The sequence below is a fragment of the Aeromonas sp. R5-1 genome (genome assembly GCF_040908265.1).
GTDB lineage: Bacteria > Pseudomonadota > Gammaproteobacteria > Enterobacterales > Aeromonadaceae > Aeromonas > Aeromonas caviae.
Genome location: NZ_JBFODJ010000093.1, coordinates 27850 through 49178, shown reverse-complemented (window position 1 = coordinate 49178; position 21329 = coordinate 27850). Strand labels below are relative to the sequence as shown.

The following is a 21329-nucleotide window of genomic DNA, read 5'->3' as shown; positions in this document are numbered from 1 at the left end:
TGTTCAGCCATCAAAGGAAATGTCGATGCCCGTTGAACGTTTGGTTGCCGCCCGCTGTGCCGATCCCTTCTCCCATCTAGGCCTGCTGGCCAATCCGGATGGGCCAGGCCTGAAACTCACCGCCTGGTTGCCCGATGCACTCGAGGTCCGGGTCAGGGATCTCAAGTCAGGCAAGATAGTTGCCACCCTGACCGCCGCTGACGAAGCGGGCCTCTTTGAAACTGTTTTCACCCGCCGCAAGAATCCCTTCCCCTACCAGCTCATCGCGACCTACGCCGACGCCAGTGCCGACATCATCGACCCCTATCAGTTCCAGGCTGCCGCCTGGGAAGGGCTGGCGGAACTCACCTGGCAACCGGAAAACCTCTACCACACCCTCGGCGCCCAGTTGCGCACCGTGACGCACCTCGGCCAGCAGGTGGAAGGGGTACGCTTTGCCGTCTACGCGCCGAGCGCCACGGCGGTGAGCCTCATCGGCGATTTCAACTTCTGGGATGGCCGCCGTCACCCCATGCAGCGCAGCCAGTGCGGCCACTGGGTGCTGTTCGTGCCGGGGCTCAAGGCCGGGGATCGCTACAAGTTCGAACTCAAGGACCCGGCGGGCAATCGCCTGCCCCACAAGAGCGACCCGGTGGGCTTCTACTGCGAGCAGTACCCCTCGTTCGCCTCCGTGGTCTATGACCACGGCCAGTACCAGTGGCAGGACGCCGACTGGCGCGAGAGTCAGCTCAATGACAAGCGCGAGCAGCCCCTTTCCATCTACGAGCTGCACGTGGGTTCCTGGAAGCGTCACTCCAACGGCGACAGCCTGAGCTGGCGCGAGCTGGCGGTGGAACTGGTGGATTACATCAAGGAGATGGAGTACACCCACATCGAGCTGCTGCCAGTCTCCGAGCATCCCTTTAGCGGCTCCTGGGGCTACCAGCCGGTGGGCATGTTCTCCCCCACCAGCCGCTACGGCACGGCCGACGATTTCAAATACTTCGTGGATCAGTGCCACCAGGCGGGGATCGGCGTGATTCTGGATTGGGTGCCCGCCCACTTCCCGTCCGATGCCCACGGCCTGGCCCGCTTCGACGGCACGCCGCTCTACGAGTACGAAGATCCGCGCCGTGGCTGGCACCCGGACTGGAACTCCTACATCTATGACTTCGGTCGCGACACCGTGCGCCAGTTCCTGGTGGCCAGCGCCCTGTTCTGGCTCGACAAGTTCCACATCGACGGCCTGCGGGTGGATGCGGTCGCCTCCATGCTCTATCTGGATTACTCCCGCAACGCCGGTGAGTGGGTGCCCAACGTCGATGGCGGCAACCACAACTACGAGGCGATCAGCCTCTTGAAGTGGACCAACGAGGAGGTGTACGGCAAGTACCCCCACGCCATGACCATTGCCGAGGAGTCCACCGCCTTTGCCGGGGTCTCCCGTCCCACCTTCCTTGGCGGCCTGGGGTTTGGCTTCAAGTGGAATATGGGCTGGATGCACGACACCCTCAGCTACATGCAAAAAGAGCCCATTCACCGTCGCTACCACCACAACGACATGACCTTCTCCATGGTGTACCACTATGACGAGAACTTCATTCTGTCCCTCTCCCACGACGAGGTGGTCCACGGCAAGCACTCCCTGCTCTACAAGATGCCGGGGGACGAGTGGCAGCAGGCCGCCAACCTGCGCGCCTACATGGGCTTCATGTATGCCCACCCCGGCAAGAAGCTCAACTTCATGGGCACCGAGATCGCCCAGAGCAACGAGTGGAATCATGATGCCCAGCTGCCCTGGCACCTGTTGCAGTACCCCAGGCACGGCGGCCAGCAGCGTCTGATCCGGGATCTCAACCACCTCTATCGTCATGAACCTGCCTTGTATCAGGCGGATTATGAACAGGCCGGTTTCCGCTGGCTGGATCACCAGGACGCGGACAACAGCATCTTCGCCTGGCTGCGGGCCGACAAGCTGGGGGCCCATCCGCTGGTGGTGGCCTGCAACTTCACCCCGGTGCCGCGCATCGGTTACCGTCTCGGGGTGCCGGCTGCCGGTCGCTATCGGGTGGTGCTCAACACCGACAGCGAGCATTACTGGGGCAGCAACTATGATGTGGGTCTGGTCTTCGTCGCCGAGGCGACCCCCTGGCAGGGGATGGCACACAGCCTGGTGCTGGACTTGCCGCCGCTCGCGACCTTGTTCATCAAACAGGAGTCCTGATGTTTGAAATGGAAAACGGGGTAGATCACCCGCTTGGCGCCCGTCTGGACGAGACGGGCTGCCACTTCTGTGTCTGGGCTCCCCAATCGGACAAGGTGGAGCTCTGCCTGTTCGACGACGAGGAGCAGGAGCTGGCGCGTCTCCCCTTGCCCGGTCGGCGCGGTCAGTACTGGTTCGGCCACGTGCGCGGGGTCAAGGCCGGTCAGCGCTATGGCTACCGGGTGCATGGCTCTCCCCAGGAGGGGTTGCTGTTCGACCCGGACAAGCTGCTGATAGACCCCTATGCCAGGGCGCTCAGCCGTGCCACCCACTGGGACGACGCTCTCTACGAGGGGGACAGCGCGGCCATGGTGGGCAAGTCGGTGGTGGTGGACGATGCCTTCGACTGGCAGGGGGTCGGCAAGCCCGACATCCCGCCGGAGCGGGTCGTGCTCTACGAGACCCACGTCAAGGGGTTCACCCGCCAGCACCCCGGCATCCCCAAGGCGTTGCAGGGCACCTATCTGGGCATCAGCCACCCGCTGATGATCGAGCATCTGCAGGGGCTGGGGGTGACCTCGGTCCAGCTGATGCCGGTGGCGGCCTTCATGTCCGAGCCCAGGCTCGAGCAGCTGGGGCTCACCAACTACTGGGGCTACAACCCCATCGCCTTCTTCGCGCCCGAACCGCGCTACGGGGCGAAGGACGCGGTGACCGAGTTCAAGACCATGGTGCGCGAGCTGCACCGGGCCGGGCTCGAGGTGATCCTGGACGTGGTCTACAACCACACCGCGGAGTCGGGTTTCGACGGCCCCATGCTCTCCCTCAAGGGGTTTGACAACGCGGGCTACTACGCCTTCGAGTCGGGGGCCCACGGTCCGGATTACCATCGCCACGCCAACGTCACCGGCTGCGGCAACAGCGTCAATCTGGATCACCCCAATACCCTGCGACTGGTGCTCGATGCCCTGCGCTACTGGGTCACCGAGATGCAGGTGGACGGTTTCCGCTTCGATCTGGCGGTCACCCTGGCGCGGGAAGCGGGGGAGTTCGATCCCATGAGCGCCTTCTTCAAGGCCATGATGGCGGATCCCGTGCTGGCGCGGGTCAGGCTCATCGCCGAACCCTGGGACATCGGCCCCTTCGGCTATCGTCTCGGCCAGTTTCCGAGCCAATGGCTGGAGATCAACGATCGTTACCGCGACACGGTGCGCGCCTTCTGGCGCGGGGATGCGGGCAAGATGGGGGATTTTGCCACCCGTCTGGTGGGCTCGCGGGATCTCTTCCCGAAGAACTGGCGCTCCCCCCACACCAGCGTCAACTACCTCTGCTATCACGACGGCTTCACCCTCGAGGATTTGGTCTCCTACAACCAGCGCCACAACCAGGCCAACGGCGAGGACAACCGAGACGGTCACGGCAACAACCTCTCCAGCAACCACGGGGTGGAGGGGCCGACCCTGGACCCGCGCATCAACAACCTGCGCCAGCAGCAGAAGCGCAACCTCATCGCCACCCTGCTGCTGTCACAGGGGACGCCCCACTTCCTGGCCGGGGACGAGATGGGCCGCAGCCAGCTCGGCAACAACAACGCCTACTGTCAGGACAACCAGATAAGCTGGGTGAACTGGCAACTGCGCCCGGAGGACGAACGGCTGCTCGCCTTCACCCGCCAGATGATGGCGCTGCGGGCGGAGTCCGGGGTCTTCTCCAACCTGCAACTGAGCGACGACGGCTGGAACGGCAAGGCGACCAGCTGCCACCAGGTGAACTGGTATCACCCGGACGGCCATCAGCTCACCGATCAGGACTGGCACGCCCCCATGGGGCAGGCGTTTGCCATGGACATCGGCATGATCGGCTGCACCGGGGAGCGCTGGTACGTGCTGTTCAACGCCAGCGACTATGACATCCAGTTCCGCCTGCCGCCGCCGGGGGAGGGCATGGAGTGGATCCAGACCATCGACACCGCCACCAACGACGGCCTGCCCTTCCTGCCGGACGACATCAAGCGGCAGGTGGCGGTGGGGCGTGCCCACTCCCTCAAGCTGCTGGAGCGGGTCGCCCTGCCGGCGGCGGTGCTGGCGAGTGAAGGGGTGGTGGCAGCGGATGTTGTCGCCGTGTTGCCAACGGGATCACAGTTCCCGCTGGCGGGGTAGAGCCAGGCGCCCTGACTGGGTATGCTGGGCACCGTTATCAGTGGTGAGGAGCCGGAATGAGCAGTAACAACCCTGAACAGTGGCGCGACAAGCTGAGTGCAGAGCAGTTCCACGTCTGCTGGGAGAAAGGGACCGAGCGTCCCTACAGCGGTGCACTGCTGCACAACCGCAAGAGCGGCGATTACCACTGCGTCTGCTGCAAGCAGGTGCTGTTCCACTCAGGCGCCAAGTTCGACGCGGGCTGCGGCTGGCCCTCGTTCGACCGGGCCATCGAGGGGACGGTGACCTACACCGAGGACAACAGCCACGGCATGAAGCGGGTGGAGATCACCTGCAGCCAGTGCGGCTCCCACCTCGGCCACGTCTTCCCCGACGGGCCGACCGAGACCGGCCAGCGCTACTGCGTCAACAGCCTGAGCCTGGATTTCGAGCCCGACGCCTGATCCCCGACACGACCAGCGGCGCCTCCCTTCGGAGNGCTTTTTTATCTCCCCCTGTCAGGTGCCGGGCTATGCCAGCGGCAGGTAGATGTCGGTGACCAGCTCATGGGTGGGCACCTCGTGTACAAAGTTGTGGTAGTGGAAGAAGAGCGGAAAATCCCGCAGCTCTTCGCCGCTGGCGGGCAGCCAGTCGCGGTAGAGCGCCCGGGCACAGTCGGCCAGGAGGTCGTGGGAGCCGTGGTGGCGTACCACGGCGCAGCGCCCGGCCGGGATGAGGGCATTCTTCACGCCCCATTCATTGTCCTCGGCGACGGGGGACTCGACGCTGCCACAGAGGGTAAAGCGAAACGCCGCACCCTCCGTCGTGGCGGGGTCGTCCGGCGCCAGACCATAGGTCCGGCTGGTGGCGACCGGGGAGCCGCCCGTGGCCTTGCGCCACTGGATGAAGCGCGCCGCGGTGTCGTTGATGCGCTCGGGCAGGCCCTGATGGGTCAGGGCGGCGACGGCGGTCTGCGGGAACTGGATGATGTCGACTCGCATGGGGTCAATCCTCTTTGTGGGGGGCCGTGGCAGGCAGCGATGCCAGTTGGCCCAGTCCGGGTGCTGCCTGAACTGGCTGGGCGTCAGGCCGAACGTCTGCTTGAAGGCGCGACTGAAAGATTCGCCATGCTGGAAGCCGGCATCGAGGGCGATATCAGTCACCTTGTCCAGAGGCGCGAATGCCAACCGGTAAGAGGCCTGCTTCAGCCGCAGCAGCTGGATGTAACGCCCCAGCGGCACGCCGCAGTAAGCGGCAAATTGCCGATGAAAGTGAAAGGGCGAAAAGTGCGCCACGGCGCTGAGCCGCTCCAGCGACAGGTCGTCGTCGAGATGGCGCTCGATGTGCTCTGTCACCGTTTGAAAGCGTCGGCGGTAGGCCTCTGTCTGGTTGTGATCCATGGTCTCTCCTCTGTGCTGCCCACTATCGGCCAACGGGCCCGAGCTGTCCTGACGGATCTTGCTCTCTTTGCCTCCCTTCGGGGAGAAGATCCACGACCGACAGCCCGGCGGGCGCTGCCTGACTTGTCGCGGGTTCGTCAGGCCAACAACAGGGCTGCCCCCGTCAGCAGGGCGGCGAGGGGCAGCACGGGGAGCCGTGGCACCCGCAGCAGGTAGAAGCCGACGGCGGCCAGCGCCAGATCGGTGGGGGAGAGCACGGCGCTCTGCCACACCGGCTGATAGAGGGCCGCCAGCAGCAGCCCCACCACGGCGGCGTTGATACCGGCCACGGCCCCCGCCAGACGGGGGCGGGCCAGCCAGTGCTGCCAGCAGGGGCCCAGCGCCCAGAGCAGCAAGAAACCCGGCAGGAAGAGCGCCAGGGTCGCCAGCAGCGCTCCGATGAGGGGAGTGGCGGGCAGCAGCACGGCGCCCAGGTAGGTGGCCAGGGTGAACATGGGGCCGGGTACCAGCTGGGCCAGGCCGTAGCCGGTCAGGAACTGCTGCTCGCTCAGGTGGTGACCCAGGCTCTCCTGCAACAGGGGCAGCACCACGTGACCACCTCCAAACACCAGGCTGCCTGCCCGGTAAAACTCGGCCAGCAACTGGCTGACGGGGCCGCTCGCCACCAGGGGCAGGCCGACGAACAGCAGGGCGAACAGCAGCAGGGTCGGCCAGTGAGGCTGGCGAGCAGGAGTGGACGCGAGGCCCTGACTCCCCGGGTGCGGCTCGCGCAAGGCACAGAGCAGGGCCGCGCCGAGCAGCATGGCGACCTGGGTCAGAAGCCCGGGGGCGCACCAGAGGGCGGCGGCGGTGGCCACCATGACCCCCTGTTGCAGTGCCGTCTTGCAGAACTGGCGGCTCATGGTGAGCACGGCATCCGCCACCACGACGAGCGCCAGCAGCTTGAGGCCGTGCAGGGCGGCGTCCAGCCAGAGGCTGCCCGCAAGCTGACCCAGACCGACGGCGGCCGCCAGCAACAGCAGGAAGGAGGGGAGGGTAAAGCCGACGAAGGCGGCCAGGGCGCCGCTGATGCCGGCGCGGTGGCGGCCGATGGCAAAGCCGAGCTGGCTGGAGGCCGGACCCGGCAGCAGTTGGCACAGGGCCAGCAACTGGGCGAACTCCGCCTGGCTCAGCCAGCCCAGCCGCTGGACAAAGGTGCGCTGAAAATAGCCGATATGGGCGGCCGGCCCGCCAAAACTGATGCACCCCAGCCACAAGAACTGCATGAATACCTGTCCCATCTTCCCCTCCTCGTCATCATCCTGGCCCGGATAATATGACAAAAAAGTGACAGTTTGGTGACGGTACGCCCTCCCGCGCTGCCTGCCATCAACAGGGGCTGGCGGGGGGCTGGTCGCCTCCGCCAGCAGACGAGAGGTACCGGGGTGACGCGCGGCAGCCTGCCGGTGAGGGTCAGGGGGCCGGTTGTGCCTGGGGCAGGTAGCATTGTCCCGCCAGCCAGCAGGCGATGGACTGGCGACTGGCATCGAAGTGAGGCTCGGGCAGAGTGTGCGGGTCGCACCAGCTCCAGCCCTCGCATTTTTCCGGCTCCAGCAGTTGCGGCTCCCCGTCCACCTCTGCCAGCAAGGTGACCGAGATGTAGTGCAGGCCGCTCTCGCGCCAGGTCTCCAGGTTGTTGGTGACGGCGATGACGCGAGGCTGGTGGATGACGAAGCCGGTCTCCTCCGCCACCTCCCGGATGGCTGCCGACTCGAAGGTCTCCCCCAATTCCAGATGACCGCCTGCGATGGACCAGTAGGGGGCATGGCTGCCCTTGCGCTTGCCAAGCAGTACCTGGCCCTGGCCATTGGTGAGAATGACGCCGACACCGACGCGGGGATAGGGGGTAGACATAGGGGAGGCTCCTTGCTGAGACGGCGGGGTGCGCCAGGGAAAACGGGCCTACCTTAGGGGGGATGGGCCCGTTGTGCAAGCCGCCTGTTCAAGGGCGATCGGATGCCGATTTTCCATCGCTTAAATGGATGGGTCTGGCGATATTCTATCTGTTAAATAGATGGGAAATGCCTCCGGATCAGGGCAGTCTGACCAGCATCTTGCCGGTATTGCGGCCCTGGAACAGTCCGATAAAGGCTTGCGGCATGCTGGCCAGCCCCTCGCTGACGGTCTCCTCGGCCTGGAGGGTGCCCGCCTCGAAGGCCGGCATGGCCTCGGCCAGGAACGCCCCGTAGTGTTGCCAGTGATCGGAGACCAGCAGCCCCTGCATCAGGATGCGCTTGCGGATCACCTGGGAGAGGTTGCGCGGGCCGCTGGCCTGGCCGTTGCTGTTGTACTGCTCGATGAGGCCGCACAGCACGATGCGCCCGTGCACCACCAGGTGGTTGAGGGCGGCATCCAGCATGGCGCCCCCCACGTTCTCGAAGTAGACGTGGATGCCTTCGGGGGCGAGGCGGGCCAGCTCGGCGTCGAGATCAGGGGTCTCCCGGTAGTTGATCACCGCATCGGCTCCCAGGGTCTTGAGGTAGGCGACCTTGTCGGCCGAGCCGGTGGAGCCGATGACCCTGGCCCCCGCCTGCTTGGCGAGCTGGACCGCCATGGTGCCGACCGCCCCGGAGGCTGCCGAGACCAGCAGGGTTTCACCGGCCTTCAGGTGTGCCACCTTGTGCAGGCCCGCCCAGGCGGTCATGCCCGGCATGCCGAGGGCGCCGAGGAAGCGCTGGGGCGGCAGGGTGGTGTCGGGCAGGCGGGTGAGCTGGGCGGCGTTTGCCACGAAGGCATCCCGCCAGCCCAGCATGCTGCTCACCTTGTCCCCCACCTTGAAATCGGGGTGGCGCGATGCCTGTACCGTGCCGATGGCGCCGCCGTCGAGGGGACCGTTGAGGGGGAAGGGAGGAACGTAGCTTTTTGCCTCGCTCATGCGGCCGCGCATGTAGGGGTCCACCGACAGCCACTGGTTGGCGACCTGCACCTCTCCCTCCTGCAGGGCGGGCAGGGGCACGTCCCGGAGGGCGAAGTCCTCCAGGGTGGGGAGACCGGTGGGGCGACGCAGCAGTTGGATTTGATGGCTGATGGCATTCATGGGCATTCTCCGGCAGTGGGGCCGCGCGTCGGGCGGCGGCCTGGCATTTTTGTTTGTGTGCAAACTAAAATCAGGGTAGTCCTGAACGCGGGGGCTGGCAACTGTTTTGTGTGCAAACTATTCAGCCCCGAAGTTGATGGGGTATACTGCCCCCCTTGTCGTCAGCGAGGTCCTCCATGAGCGAATTGAAAAAGCAGGTCTGTTTTGCCCTCTACAGCGCCTCCAATGCGGTGATGCGTGCCTATCGGCCGCTGCTGGACAAGCTGGATCTCACCTATACCCAGTACCTGGTGATGCTCTCGCTCTGGGCCCGGGACGAGGTCAGCCTCAAGGAGATAGGGCAGGAGACCGGACTGGATGCGGGCACCCTGACCCCCATCGTCAAGCGGCTGGAGAGCAAGGGGTGGCTGACCCGAACCGTCTCCCACGAGGATGAGCGGCAAAAGTGCATCAGTCTGACCGAGGCGGGACGCCAGTTGCAGCAGGAGGTCAGGGAGTGCTGTCTGGCGGACAGCTTGCGCAATCAGGTGGATCTGGCCGATGCTGAGTTGGCCCAGCTCAAGCAGCTTTGCGATCGCGTGGCGGCGCAGCTGGGGCGCTGATCCCTTTTCCCGTCAGGAGTGACCCGATGAAACCCATGCAATCCCTGCTGCCTCTGTTTGCCATCCTGCTGTGCGCCTGCGCCGATACCTCCTATCCCCGTTCCGAGCTGCAGATCGACGATGCCGATGCCTGGCAGGCCATCTGCAAGGACGGGGTCCGGGTGCGGGCGGTCACCGACGAGGGGATCTGTGCGGATCACCGCGGGGTGGCCATGTGGACAAATAAACCAAGGGCTGCACGGATGGCAGAAGAAGCGGCCAAGTAGTGTGACCTGTACGACATAAAATGACATGACCGGCCATGGGGCCGGTTTTTTTCGCGATCTTGCCAGCACTTTGGCACCTTGTTCATGGTGCACTCATTTTTCTCTTCCCATACTGGCCCTCAAGGTAGCAAACCAACAGGAGAGAGAGATGCAATCATCCATCGTCGGGCTCTCCATTCTGTGGGGGCTGGCCAGCTTTGGTGTTCAGGGGGATTTCATCGAGAGCCGTGATACCGCCTCCCCCTCCTGGCAGGCCGAGTCCAGAGTGGAGATGGAAGGGTACTTGATGGAGTCGTTGGGCGCCGATCGCTGGGTGTTCGACAACGGCAGCGAGAGCCTGGAAATATCTCTGCCTAAAGGGCAGTGGGTGTCGACCGGTGAGCGGCTGCGGCTGCGTGGCGAACCCCTGCAGGAGCAGAGCGGCTGGTTGCTGCAGGTGCAGGACGTCAGCCAGGTCGAGGCATGACGAGGCGTTCGCCACCTGGCGGCGCGAGGGCGCCCGGGGGCGGTGTTGACCGCGAATGCCCTTGATAGCAGAGACAAGAAGAGGAGGCCCGGGCCTCCTCTTGCTTTTGGTGCTCCCCGGATGAGGGGTGGGTCAGCCCAGGTGGTTGAGGGGCAGGGCGGTCTTGTGCTTGATGCGGCGCAGCACGAAGCTTGAACGCACCCCGGTCACGCCGGAGATGTGGGTCAGCTTGTCCAGCAGGAAGTGCTGGTAGTGCTCCATGTCCCGCACCACCACCTTGAGCTGGTAATCCGCATCGTTGCCGGTGATGAGGTCGCACTCCAGCACCTCGGGCAGATCCTTGACGGCGCGATCGAAGTTCTCGAACCGCTCCGGAGTGTGCCTGTCCATGGAAATGTGAATGTAGGCGGTGAGGGTCAGCCCCAGTTGGCGGGCATTGAGCAGGGTGACATGGGTATCGATGAGACCGGCATCCTCCAGCGCCTTGACCCGGCGCGAGCAGGGGGAGGGAGAGAGCCCGACCAGCTCGGCCAGCTCCAGGTTGCTGATGCGGCCATTTTCCTGCATCAGCTCCAGAATATGCCTGTCTATACGATCAAGTTTCAGCATTCTCCGTACCTCTTCGCAATTACTAATCCACTTTTCCTAGATTAAGGGTGAACTATTGCAAAAACAACTGAAAATACCTGCTACTTCACAACCACTCACCGCATCGCGGGGAGTACCATGGTTACATCTTCCGGTGGCAAGACAGGCGCCCGACCAGGCACCTGTGGTGAAGGACCTTACCGGGTCAAGAGCCCCATCAGCCGTTCGACCTTATCGGGAAACAACGGGCTGGAACGAGAGCACCCCCTCCCCGAAGGCAACAAAGCAGGCATCCCGGCGCCTGCTTTGTTGTTTTTGCGTTCCGCCCGCTCAGGGGCGGGGCGGCCGGATGCGATAGAGACAGCGGCTGTCCCCCTCCAGCAGATACTGCTCCCGCTCCACCTCGGCCGGCGCCAGCAACCGGCGAAACAGCGCCAGCTCGCTGCGGCAAAAGCCCCGACAGGCCCTGGCCGCACTGCAGATGGGGCAGTGACTCTCCCACCACAGCCAGCTGCCGTCCTCCTCCTGCGACATGTCCGCCATATACCCCTCCTGGGTGCGCAGCGCCTTGAGCGTCATCAGCCTGTCTGCCAGCGCCGGCTGGGTCAGCCTGGATTCATAGCGTGCCTGCATCTGCTGCTCCCGCCGCGTGATGAGCTGCTCCATGCCCGCGTCGCCAAACACCTGCCGGATGTCGTCGATCAGTTGCAGGGTCAGATCGCCATGGGTGTCGGGGAAGCGTTGCCAGGCCTGGTCGGTGAGGTGCCACAGGCGCACCGGGCGACCACGGCCGCGGGCCTCGTCACTAAACCCCACCCAGCCCTCGGACTCCAGGGCCATCAGGTGCTGGCGCGCCCCCATGGACGTCATCTGCAACTGGTCGCCGAGTTCGGCGGCGCTCTGGGGGCCGCGGGTTTTCAGCAGATAGAGGATCTTGTCGGTACTGGCGTTCATGGGGGCTCCGGTGGTGGGTATCGGTGCGGTGACCGCCTGGATGAGGTCATTATGGGTAGCAGGGCGATTTAAATCAACAATCTGCTTTACTTAATGGACGACCCCTCACAATATAAATAAACCGATAACTTTATTTAATGAGGCGAAGATGGAAGGGATCAAGGGACAGGTGACCCTCTGGGTATTGGTGATGACGGTGACGCTGGCGGTGGCGGGGTTCAGCCTGCCTTCCCCCGTCCTGGCGCCGCTGCTGCTGGATCCGGCCCAGGGCATGCTGACGCCACAGGCGTCGGACTGGAGCCGCAAGGTGTGGCTTGGCGTCATCATGGGGCTCTATCCGTTGTTTCAACTGCTGGGGGCCCCCTTGCTTGGCCGCCTCTCCGATCGCCATGGGCGCAAGCCGGTGCTGACACTCTGTCTGGTGGGGGTGCTGGCGGGGTATGTGCTGATGGCCCTCGGCATCGCCTGGCGTTCCCTGCCGCTCTTGCTGCTGAGCCGGGTGGTGGAGGGCTTCTTCAACGGCGACATCGCCATCGTGCAGGCGATGGCGGCGGACATGAGCACGGCCAGGACCAAGGCCCGCAACTTCGCCCGCATCAACATCGGCATGAACCTGGGCTGGGTGGTGGGCCCCATGATCGGAGGCTATGCGGCCGTGGTCTCGGGGGATTACAGCCTGGCGGCCTGGCTGGCGGTGGGGATGACGGTGATCAACCTGCTGCTGGTGCTCTGGCTGCTGCCCAATCGTCCCCCGGTGCCGGCGACCCGGGATGAGGCTCCCCTCTCGACCCGCCAACTGCTGCTGCAACCTCGTCTCCTGCCCTACTTTGCCTTGACCCTGGCAAGCTACGGGGCGGTGCAGCTCTACTTCACCTACTTCAATGTCTGGCTGGTGGAGCGGCTGGCATGGGATCCGGTGCAACTGGCCCAGGCCGCCGTGCTGGTGAGTGTGCCCATGATGCTGGGCTCCTGGATCGGTGAGCAGTTGGCACGGCACTGGCGCGGCAGCTCCCTTGGCATCGTCGGCCACCTGGTGATGGCGGCGGGCATGCTGATGTTCATCCTGCCGACCCAGTGGTGGGGGCTCGCGCTCACCTTCATCCCGGCGGGCATCGGCATGAGCCTGGGGGAGCTGGCCACCTCGGTGGCGGTCTCCAACCGCAGCCATGCCAGCCAGCAGGGGCAGGCGATGGGGCTCTACCGCGGTCTGGCGGTGGGCAGCGAGATCCTGGCGGTGGTGCTGGGCAGCCTGGTGCTGCTGGCGGGGACCGAGTGGCCCTTCTACCTGGCCGGCCTCTGCGGCGTGATCTGTGCCCTCGGTTTCTACGGATTGCGCAGACGGGCGGACAGGCGAAACGCCGTGGCCGGGTGCGCCGAGGCGGGCTGACGAAGGGCGCGGGGATCACAGTTCGGCGACGGGATGGCGGGCCGGACTTGCATCGCGGCGCCGAGTCTGGGACGGTATGGCTCTTTGCTCCGCTGTTCCCGCCCCCCGGCGAGCGCGTCTCCCATCATGGGCCTTGCGATGCCCAGTCCGCATTCCCGGCGGTGAGATGTGTCGTCATGGCACTGGAAACGGGAGGGATGGCGCCGCACCCGTCTCGACATTCTTGGAGGTGATATGAGTCGTTATCAGGCCATTGCATTGGACATGGACGGTACCCTGCTGAACCGGGATCACAAGATCTCGTCCGCTACCCGGGCGGCCCTGGCCCAGGCCCGGGCCCACGACATCAAGGTGCTGCTGGTGACGGGTCGCCACTTCATGACGGCCCGTCCCTTCCACCACGAGCTGGCCCTCGACACCCCCATCATCTGCAGCAACGGTGCCTACCTCTATGATCCGGTGCAGGAGAGGATCCTCGCCGGGGATCCCCTGGCCGTGGCGCCTCTCACCACCCTGCTGGAGGAGGTGCAAGCCCAGCAGATGGGGGCGCTGTTCCACCTGGGGGACGGCATCGGCTACCTGGGCTGCGAGGAGCACGTGGGCCGGATGCGGCGCTGGTCGGCAACCCAGCCGGATCACCTCAAGGTCTCCCTGCTGCCCGCCGAGGATATCGAGTCCTGGTTGCAGTCCCCCATCTGGAAGCTGGAGTTGTTCAACCAGGATCCCGGCCGGTTGCACCGTTTCGTCGGGGAGGTGGTGGAGAGATTGCCCTTCACCCGTGACTGGGCGGCCCCCTATGCGGTGGAGCTGGTGCAGCCAGGTTGCAGCAAGGGCAACCGGCTGGCCCAGTGGGCCGCGAGGGAGGGGATCGCCATGGAGAACCTGGTGGCCTTTGGCGACAACAACAACGACATCAGCATGTTCGAGCAGGTGGGGCTGGCGGTGGCCATGGGCAATGCGGCGCCCCAGATCCAGGCCCATGCAGACCGGGTCACCGCGGATCACAACGAGGATGGCATCGCCCTGGCGTTGCAGCGCTGGGTCCTGCCGGCCTGAGGGGAAAAACAGTCTGCGGCATAAACAGAAAGGGGCCATGTCGGCCCCTTTTTGTCAGCTCCCGAAGGAGAACTGGATCACCCGATCCGGGAAGCGCAGCCGATTGTAGTCCCGGTATACTCCTTCGTAGTGACGGATGGCGCGCTCGCGCTGGGCACGGTAGTAGTCGCGCTGGCGGCTGTCGCTCTCGCCCCGGATCTGCTGATCCAGCTGGTGGATGCTCCGCTCGGTGCGCTCCAGCTCCTGCTGCAATTCGCCGAGGCGCTGCTCCAGCAGGTACTCCTTGCGGCCGCGCTCGAACTGGGTGAGGAAGCTGGTGTCGTTGGGGCAGACCCCCAGGTATTCGCTCCCCTCCCGTCCCTTGCTGTAGGCAAGCTCGGGGATGCAATAGAGCTCCAGCCCCTTGGCGTAGCCGCGCTGCCACTCCGCCTCATCCACCTTGAGGCCGTACTCCCCGCAGGTCTTCTGATAGTCGCGGGTGGCGCTCCGGGTCTTGCCCTGCTCCCCGTCCTGATAGCCCTGGTTGTACCAGCTCATGGCACGGCACTCCTCCTCCGAGAGGGAACTGCACCCGGCGAGCAGGAAGGGAAGGGTCAACAACAGGATCTTGGGGGACATGAGGGGGCTCCGACAGCAAAGGGGGTGGGGCATTCTAGAAGAGGAGGCCCGTCCGGGACAAGCACCGGGCGAGGGGGCCGTATCATGATGTTTTTATCAGTATTTTCAAGCCGTTGTAGACGGGCTTCCGGCAGCCTTTTCTTGCCGGGGGAGGCAGGGTAAACTGCGCCTACTTTTAACTGGCATGTAACATAAAAACAATGAAAGTCCTGACCGTCGATTATCGCTCCCCCGATGCGGCCGAGCGCTTCACCGAATCCCTGCGCACCACCGGCTTCGGAGTGCTGACTCACCACCCCATCCCGAAGGAGCTGGTGCAGTCCATCTATGACAACTGGTATCGCTTCTTCATGAGCGAACAGAAGCAGGATTTCCTGTTCAATCGCGAGACCCAGGACGGCTACTTCCCGCCTTCGGTGTCCGAGGTGGCCAAGGGCCACAGCCAGAAGGACATCAAGGAGTACTTCCACATCTATCCCTGGGGCCAGATGCCGGCAGAGCTGAAAGAGCAGGCGATGGAGTACTACCGCCTCGCCAACAATCTGGCCGCCGAGCTGCTGGGCTGGGTGGAGCAGCACACCCCGGGCGACATCGCCGCCCACTACAGCTGCCCGCTCTCCTCCATGATCGAAGAGAGCCACAAGACCCTGCTTCGGGTGCTGCACTACCCGCCCTTCGACGGCACCGAGGAGCCGGGCGCCATCCGCGCCGCCGCCCATGAAGACATCAACCTGCTGACCATTCTGCCCGCCTCCAACGAGCCGGGCCTGCAGGTGAAAGGTTCAGACGGGGAGTGGATGGATGTGCCCTGCGATTTCGGCACCCTCATCATCAACATCGGTGACATGCTGCAGGAGGCCTCCCGCGGCTATTACCCCTCCACCACCCACAGGGTCATCAACCCGACCGGGGGCAGTGCCGCCAAGTCCCGCATCTCCTTGCCGCTCTTCCTGCACCCCCGTCCGGATGTGGTGCTCTCGGAGCGTCACACCGCCCACAGCTATCTGATGGAGCGGCTGCGGGAGCTGGGGGTGATCTAATCCCGCCAGACCCGGGCAGACAACAAACCGGAGCATCCCCGCTCCGGTTTTTATTTTGTGGCACGATTGGTTGGTTATCCGAATTTTATTGGTTAATGATGCTAAAAACTGAGTTTTATATCGGATATACGCCGAGTGATTGCGCGCCCGCGGGCGTACTCTGAGCGCCATTTCGGGCCTCGCTGGCAGGCCCTTCCCGTGGAGTTCTTATGAAGCAGTCCCAATGGTCATCCCGGCTCGGTTACATCCTGGCCGCCGCAGGTTCCGCGGTCGGTCTCGGCGCCATCTGGAAGTTCCCCTATGTCACCGCCGCCAACGGTGGCGGCGCCTTCCTGCTGGTCTTTCTGCTGTTCAGCTTCACCCTGGGGGTGGCGGTGCTGATGGGGGAGACCCTGATCGGCAGCCTGACCCGGCGCGGGGTGGTGGGCGCCTTTGGTGAACTGATGGGCAGGCGCTGGCGCTGGGTCGGTGCCATGGGCTTGCTGTGCAGCCTGCTCATCTTCTGTTTCTACAGCGTGGTGGGCGGCTGGACCCTGGGGTACACGGGCATGGCCCTGGCGGGGGAGCTGCAACAGGGGGACGGCACGGCACTGACCGCCCGTTTCAACGACTACGTCGGTGATCCGCTCTGGCCGGTGCTGACCCACCTGCTGTTTGCCGGCTTGACCTGGTGGTTCGTGCGGGGCGGCGTGCAACAAGGGGTGGAGCGCACCCTGCGCTGGATGATGCCGGCCCTCTTCATCATGATCCTGCTGCTGGTGGCCTTCGGCCTTACCCTGCCGGGCGCCATGGCCGGGGTGCGCCACTTCCTGATGCCCGATTTCAGCAAGCTCGGCATGTCGGGTGTGCTGGACGCCATGGGGCTGGCCTTTTTCTCCCTCTCCATCGGCCTTGGCATCCACACCACCTATGGCGCCTACCTGCCTTCCAGTGAAGGGGTCGGTCGCTCCAGCCTCTGGGTGGTGCTGCTGGCGAGCGTCATCGCCGTGCTGGCGGGCCTGATGATCTTCCCGGTACTGGCGGCGACCGGTATTGACCCGGCCTCGGGCCCGGGCCTCACCTTCATGACCATGCCGGCGGTGTTCCAGCAACTGCCCTTCGGCCAGGGGCTGGCGGTGGTGTTCTTCTCCCTGCTGGTGGTGGCGGCGCTCTCCTCCTCCATCTCCCTGCTGGAGCACTTGCAGTGCTTCCTGTGCGAGAGCCTGGGCTGGTCCCGCCGCGCGGCGTGCAACCTGGTCATTGCCCTGGTGATGGCGGGTGGCATCCCGGTGAGCCTGTCGTTCGGTCCCTGGGCCACCCTGACCCTGTTTGGCAAGAACATCTTCGAGTTGCTGGACTTCATCACCTCCAACCTGATGATGCCCCTGTTCGGGCTGGCCCTGACGCTGCTGCTGGGCTGGCGGCTCGGTCGCCAGGCGCTGCCCGAAGGGCTGGCTCCCCACTGGCGGGCACTGCTGATGGGCTGCTGGCGCTGGCTGGCTCCCCTGCTCATTGGCGGCATTCTGGTGCGCGGCCTGGTGTAGGGAGGCTTGGTCATCTCTGCCACTCCCCGGCCGGGCTGGCCGGGGAGTGGGGTGGCAGGATTGACTCTTTATAAAAATCTGTTAATTAAAAATTAACAGAGTAACTGTCTGAAATTTCGATATTTTATTTTGGTTAAATCTGTTTTTGGTTCTGTTTTAGACTATTTCCTGTCAACTTCTCTTGCCATGGTTTAGGCTGTGGCTCCTTTTTACCGTGCAGGCGTCGCCCTCCCATGTCACCCCTTATCGCTCTCTGTGGCCGATTTAGCCCCTTCCTGGAGAGGTGACCTTGCAGGTGTCGTTTGTCTGACTGTTCATTGCCAAGGTCGCCCTCAGGCGGCCTTTTTTGTTGCGGCGCACACCGCGTCTAGCCATGGAGTATCGAACTGATGTTGTCTTGCCCGGAGGTTGTATGAGCCAGGTTCAGTGGTCTTCCCGTATTGGTCATGTGCTGGCGGCCGCCGGCTCGGCGATCGGCCTTGGCGCCATCTGGAAGTTTCCCTATGTGACAGCCACCAACGGTGGCGGTGCCTTCCTGCTGGTGTTCCTGCTCTTCAGCTTCACCCTGGGGGTCGCGGTGCTGGTGGGGGAGACCCTGCTCGGCAGCCGCAGCCAGCGCGGCGTGCTCGGCGCCTTCCACAAGCTGGTGGGGCCGAACTGGCGCTGGATGGGTTACATGGGGATCCTGTGTGGCTTCTTCATCTACAGCTTCTACAGCGTGGTGGGGGGCTGGACCGTGGGCTATGCAGCCCTGGCCGTGGGCGGCGAGCTCAACCTGAGTGAGGCGAGCACCCTCACCGCACTCTTTACCGGTTATGTGAGCGATCCCCTCTGGCCGGCCCTCACCCATCTCGTCTTCGCCGGGCTCACCTGGTGGTTCGTGCAGGGAGGGCTGCAACAGGGGGTGGAGCGGGCGCTGCGCTGGATGATGCCGGCCCTGTTCGTGATGATGCTGCTCCTGGTGGTGACCGGGCTCTCAATGCCGGGGGCCATGGCCGGGGTACGCCAGTTCCTGATGCCCGACTTTTCCCACCTGACGGGGCAGGGGGTGCTCGACGCCCTGGGGCTGGCGTTCTTCTCCCTCTCCATTGGCCTCGGGGTACACACCACCTATGGCGCCTACCTGCCGAGCAGTGACGGGGCGCTGCGCTCCGGGGTCTGGGTGGTCACCCTGGCGAGCTGCATCTCGGTGCTGGCGGGGCTGATGATCTTCCCGGTGCTGGCCTCCACCGGCATCGATCCTGCCGCCGGCCCCGGCCTCACCTTCATGACCATGCCGGCGGTGTTCAACCACCTGCCGTTCGGTCAGGGGCTGGCGGTGATCTTCTTCCTGCTGCTGCTGGTGGCGGCGCTCTCCTCCTCCATCTCCATGCTGGAGCACCTGGTGCGCTTCACCACCGAGGAGTGGGGCTGGTCGCGCCGCAATGCCTGCCGGGTCCTGACCCTGCTCATCATGGCCTGCGGCATTCCGGTCAGTCTGTCGTTCGGGCCCTGGGCTGACTACACCCTGTTTGGCAAGACCCTGTTCGATCTGCTGGATTACCTCACCTCCAACCTGATGATGCCCCTGTTCGGTCTGGTGCTGACCCTGCTGCTTGGCTGGAAGCTGGGGGACAGTATTGTGCCTGCGGATCTCTCGCCGCTGATGCGTGGTGCGCTGCTCTGGTGCTGGCGGCTGGTCGCCCCCCTGCTGATCGCGGGGATCCTGGTGCGGGGCTTGTTGTAACGCACCTGCCAGGGCGGCATGCACCGCCCTGGATGGCTATAGGCCCTGATGGGGACCGAGGGGCGGCAGTTTGGGGGCTAGGTGGGATCTCACCTGTTGCAGGGTCTCCCGATAGGCGTTCCCATGGTGTTCCAGGAAGGCGGCACTGTGGTTGAGACGCTGCTCCAGCCTGTCCACCAGGCGGGCCACCGCCGGGGCCGCCATGCCGGCGGGCCAGCACTGGGTCAGCAATACCAGCAGTTGCCAGGCATCCCCCGCCTGGGCCGGGAATCGCTCCTGCAGGGTCAGAGCACTCTGCACGGCGAGCTGGAGCTGACCCGTGGTCATGGCCCGTTGCCGCTCCTCGCGCAGCTGGGTCAGCAGCTGCTCCCGCTGCGCCAGTTGCCGCGCCAGATCGTCGACCACCTGCAAAATGAGCCCCTGCAACAGCGGGGTCTGTGCCACCGGCCCCTGATATTGGCCGAGCTGGGCCAGATAACGCTGGGCATGGTGGGGAAGCCCGCAGAACTGGCTGACGGCCACCCCGAGCAACTGGTTGAGGTGATTGTCCCGCGCCGCCTCCGGCGGGTGCTTGGCCAGCAGCATCAAGGCGTCATCGAATCGATAATCCAGACCCAGCATCAGGGCGCGCAGCAGCCCCTCCTCGTGGGCCCGCAGGGTCACGGCCTGCTGGCCGAGCTCCTCCAGGGCCTGCTGCAGCCCATGAACTCTGGCCTCTCCCGGTGGATGCCAGAGCACCGCCAGGGTCGCATCCAGCAGGCAGCGTTCGACAGAGTGGCGAAACGTCTGTTTGGGGAAGTAGCGCAGGATGAAATCGCTGGCCTGCGCCAGCACCTGACCTTCATCCCTTCGCAGTAAGGCCAGCAAAATGGCCACCTGGCGCCACTGCGGCTGCCAGGGGCAGCGTTGGAGCAAGCCTGACAAGGTTTCCCAGGCCGGATCCCACTGCGCCTCGTGCAGTTGGCAGGCGAGAACCAGCGCCTGATGGATGACGGGGGGCAGTCGCTCCCGGTTGCGGGCCAGATCCTTGTGGGCGCTCTCCACCCGGTTCAGCCCGAGCAGAGCCTGGTTCAGTCCCTGGCGTGGCCACCAGGCATCGTGCTCCGTGGTGCAGATGGCGTAGTGCTGGGCGGCCTGCACCCGTTCCCCGGCTTGCAGCAGCATGTAGCCCTTTACCCTGTCCATCTGTGCTTCCAGCCCCTTGTGGCTGGCGTGCCGGTAAAGCAGATCCTCGCACTGGGCGCAGGCGCTGCGCCACTCCCTGAGCGTCATGGGGGTGGCCAGGGGGCGGGTCACCGTGGTCAGTGCCAGCAGCGCTTGCAGGCTGTGCGCCAACTGCTCCGTGGTGAAGGGCACGGCCAGACGCAGGGCGAAATAGAGGTCGGAGGGGGGGAACTGGCCGGTGTCCTCGTCCTGCTCCAGCAGCAGGAGCACGCAGCCGGGCGCGAGCAGGCCCAGGTGGTGTGCTTCATGCAGCAGCCTGACTCCCTCGTGGGCCTGGTGGTGATACTGGCGGCAAAGAATGGCATCGAAGGCGTGCTGGCGCAGCAGGGCGGGCAGGCTTGCAATCTCTTTGCAGTGGAACAGCTCGGTGGGGGGCAGCCCCAGATCACTCAGTCCCTGGGTGAGGGTCGAGCCCATCATGGCATCGTCTTCGATGAGGAGGATCTGCATCTTTGACGCTCCTTCGCCGGTCGGGGGGGCGAGGTTGGATTCAAAGTTAGCCTCCACTCTCCCGCGAGAGCCAGAGGGGGTCAATACCCCACCTGGGTCAGGAATGGCTCAGTGCCAGCCTTGGGCAGGGCAAAGAAAGCATCACTGAAGGCCGGGCCCCCTGGCCGAGAAGGGGCAGTCCCGCTGGGGGACTCGCAGCTCCCCGGCTCCCGACTCTCCCTGCCAGGCGAGCTCGAGCTGGCCCAGGCGCCCGAGGCGGCGCAGCTCGAACTCGTAGCGCAGGCAGGGGTTGTCGGTGGGCAGCTGTGTCATTCCGGCGGGCAGCCGGTAGTCGTAGCGCAGCAGGGGGCCATCTTGCAGCCGGCTTTGCACGGGCACCAGTCCCTCCGCCGTCGGTGCGGGGGCCTTGAGATAGCGGCGCAGCGCCACCGGGGCGTCGATGGCTTTTTGATAGTGAAGGCCGTTCATGGCTGCCAACTCCTCCTCCAGCCGCGTCAGCTCCCCCTCCAGCCCGCTCAGGGCGGCGCCAAGCTGTTGATGGGCCGGGGAGGCGCAGCCTCCCAGCAGCAGGGTCGCGATCAGCAGGGCGGGACGGACGGCAGACATGAAGGTTCCTCGGGTGCCAGGGTCAAT

Annotated in this window: 20 protein-coding genes; 11 read left to right on the top strand and 9 right to left on the bottom strand. The window is 64.8% G+C overall.

The features are described from left to right. Window positions 1-25: 25 nt before the first annotated feature. From glgB to msrB, 3 genes are read left to right on the top strand one after another with little or no spacing between them, the layout of a single operon-like run. The gene (gene glgB / locus AB5Y64_RS12845) at window positions 26-2203 is read left to right on the top strand and encodes a 1,4-alpha-glucan branching protein GlgB (RefSeq protein WP_069652455.1); all 2178 of its coding nucleotides are present in this window, start codon (window positions 26-28) and stop codon (window positions 2201-2203) included. Then, entirely contained in the window at window positions 2203-4341 is a 2139-nt protein-coding gene (glgX, locus tag AB5Y64_RS12840; protein ID WP_257710004.1) for a glycogen debranching protein GlgX, read from the top strand. The genes glgB and glgX overlap by 1 nt, the downstream gene beginning before the upstream one ends. A gap of 56 nt (window positions 4342-4397) precedes the next feature. Then, complete coding sequence (gene msrB, locus AB5Y64_RS12835; protein ID WP_010672886.1) at window positions 4398-4784, top strand: peptide-methionine (R)-S-oxide reductase MsrB; 387 nt, start codon at window positions 4398-4400, stop codon at window positions 4782-4784. Window positions 4785-4850: 66 nt separating this feature from the next. Here msrB and AB5Y64_RS12830 read toward each other — a convergent pair whose 3' ends face one another. From AB5Y64_RS12830 to AB5Y64_RS12815, 4 genes are all read right to left on the bottom strand, one after another. After that, window positions 4851-5720: a GyrI-like domain-containing protein gene (locus tag AB5Y64_RS12830; protein ID WP_041214532.1), complete on the bottom strand. Its 870-nt coding sequence runs from the start codon at window positions 5718-5720 to the stop codon at window positions 4851-4853. A gap of 137 nt (window positions 5721-5857) precedes the next feature. Continuing rightward, a complete protein-coding gene (gene chrA, locus AB5Y64_RS12825) occupies window positions 5858-7000 on the bottom strand; it encodes a chromate efflux transporter (RefSeq protein WP_210538379.1) in 1143 nt (380 codons plus the stop codon). A 172-nt stretch (window positions 7001-7172) separates the two neighbouring features. Next, entirely contained in the window at window positions 7173-7613 is a 441-nt protein-coding gene (locus AB5Y64_RS12820) for an NUDIX hydrolase (protein ID WP_104455281.1), read from the bottom strand. A gap of 178 nt (window positions 7614-7791) precedes the next feature. Then, window positions 7792-8796 carry an NADP-dependent oxidoreductase gene (locus AB5Y64_RS12815; protein ID WP_049635933.1) on the bottom strand — a complete coding sequence of 335 codons (1005 nt, stop codon included), beginning with the start codon at window positions 8794-8796 and terminating at the stop codon, window positions 7792-7794. Between the two features lie 176 nt (window positions 8797-8972). Here AB5Y64_RS12815 and AB5Y64_RS12810 point away from each other — a divergent pair, with 176 nt between their 5' ends. The 3 genes from AB5Y64_RS12810 (at window position 8973) to AB5Y64_RS12800 (ending at window position 10130) form a co-directional block, all read left to right on the top strand. Beyond that, the gene (locus AB5Y64_RS12810; RefSeq protein ID WP_029313694.1) at window positions 8973-9398 is read left to right on the top strand and encodes a MarR family winged helix-turn-helix transcriptional regulator; all 426 of its coding nucleotides are present in this window, start codon (window positions 8973-8975) and stop codon (window positions 9396-9398) included. Between the two features lie 35 nt (window positions 9399-9433). Beyond that, entirely contained in the window at window positions 9434-9664 is a 231-nt protein-coding gene (locus tag AB5Y64_RS12805) for a hypothetical protein (protein WP_029313696.1), read from the top strand. Window positions 9665-9812: 148 nt separating this feature from the next. Beyond that, entirely contained in the window at window positions 9813-10130 is a 318-nt protein-coding gene (locus AB5Y64_RS12800) for a hypothetical protein (protein WP_041211026.1), read from the top strand. A gap of 132 nt (window positions 10131-10262) precedes the next feature. Here AB5Y64_RS12800 and AB5Y64_RS12795 read toward each other — a convergent pair whose 3' ends face one another. Together AB5Y64_RS12795 and AB5Y64_RS12790 are read right to left on the bottom strand one after the other, a co-directional pair. Then, window positions 10263-10739 (bottom strand): Lrp/AsnC family transcriptional regulator, encoded by a 477-nt coding sequence (locus AB5Y64_RS12795; RefSeq protein WP_010672894.1) that lies wholly within the window; start codon window positions 10737-10739, stop codon window positions 10263-10265. A gap of 309 nt (window positions 10740-11048) precedes the next feature. Next, complete coding sequence (locus AB5Y64_RS12790; protein ID WP_041214535.1) at window positions 11049-11672, bottom strand: metalloregulator ArsR/SmtB family transcription factor; 624 nt, start codon at window positions 11670-11672, stop codon at window positions 11049-11051. Window positions 11673-11820: 148 nt separating this feature from the next. Here AB5Y64_RS12790 and AB5Y64_RS12785 point away from each other — a divergent pair, with 148 nt between their 5' ends. Next, window positions 11821-13059 carry an MFS transporter gene (locus tag AB5Y64_RS12785; protein WP_039039394.1) on the top strand — a complete coding sequence of 413 codons (1239 nt, stop codon included), beginning with the start codon at window positions 11821-11823 and terminating at the stop codon, window positions 13057-13059. 234 nt (window positions 13060-13293) lie between these two features. After that, window positions 13294-14115, top strand: coding sequence for a Cof-type HAD-IIB family hydrolase (locus tag AB5Y64_RS12780; protein WP_049635931.1), 822 nt, complete (start codon window positions 13294-13296; stop codon window positions 14113-14115). A gap of 54 nt (window positions 14116-14169) precedes the next feature. Here the strand turns inward: AB5Y64_RS12780 and AB5Y64_RS12775 are convergent, their stop codons facing one another. Beyond that, window positions 14170-14733, bottom strand: a complete 564-nt coding sequence (locus AB5Y64_RS12775) for a DUF2799 domain-containing protein (protein ID WP_010672898.1) — start codon at window positions 14731-14733, stop codon at window positions 14170-14172. 200 nt (window positions 14734-14933) lie between these two features. Between AB5Y64_RS12775 and AB5Y64_RS12770 the strand changes: the two genes are divergently transcribed. The 3 genes from AB5Y64_RS12770 (at window position 14934) to AB5Y64_RS12760 (ending at window position 19022) form a co-directional block, all read left to right on the top strand. After that, window positions 14934-15773, top strand: a complete 840-nt coding sequence (locus AB5Y64_RS12770; protein ID WP_151028214.1) for an isopenicillin N synthase family oxygenase — start codon at window positions 14934-14936, stop codon at window positions 15771-15773. A 209-nt stretch (window positions 15774-15982) separates the two neighbouring features. Then, window positions 15983-17296 (top strand): sodium-dependent transporter, encoded by a 1314-nt coding sequence (locus tag AB5Y64_RS12765; protein WP_128272362.1) that lies wholly within the window; start codon window positions 15983-15985, stop codon window positions 17294-17296. A gap of 412 nt (window positions 17297-17708) precedes the next feature. Beyond that, on the top strand, window positions 17709-19022 hold the full coding sequence (locus tag AB5Y64_RS12760; protein WP_041211033.1) for a sodium-dependent transporter: 1314 nt from the start codon (window positions 17709-17711) through the stop codon (window positions 19020-19022). A 36-nt stretch (window positions 19023-19058) separates the two neighbouring features. On the opposite strand, the gene AB5Y64_RS12755 is transcribed toward AB5Y64_RS12760, so the two are convergent. Next, window positions 19059-20696 (bottom strand): hypothetical protein, encoded by a 1638-nt coding sequence (locus AB5Y64_RS12755; protein ID WP_210538377.1) that lies wholly within the window; start codon window positions 20694-20696, stop codon window positions 19059-19061. 141 nt (window positions 20697-20837) lie between these two features. Continuing rightward, window positions 20838-21302 carry a hypothetical protein gene (locus AB5Y64_RS12750; RefSeq protein ID WP_041211035.1) on the bottom strand — a complete coding sequence of 155 codons (465 nt, stop codon included), beginning with the start codon at window positions 21300-21302 and terminating at the stop codon, window positions 20838-20840. Window positions 21303-21329 lie beyond the last annotated feature (27 nt).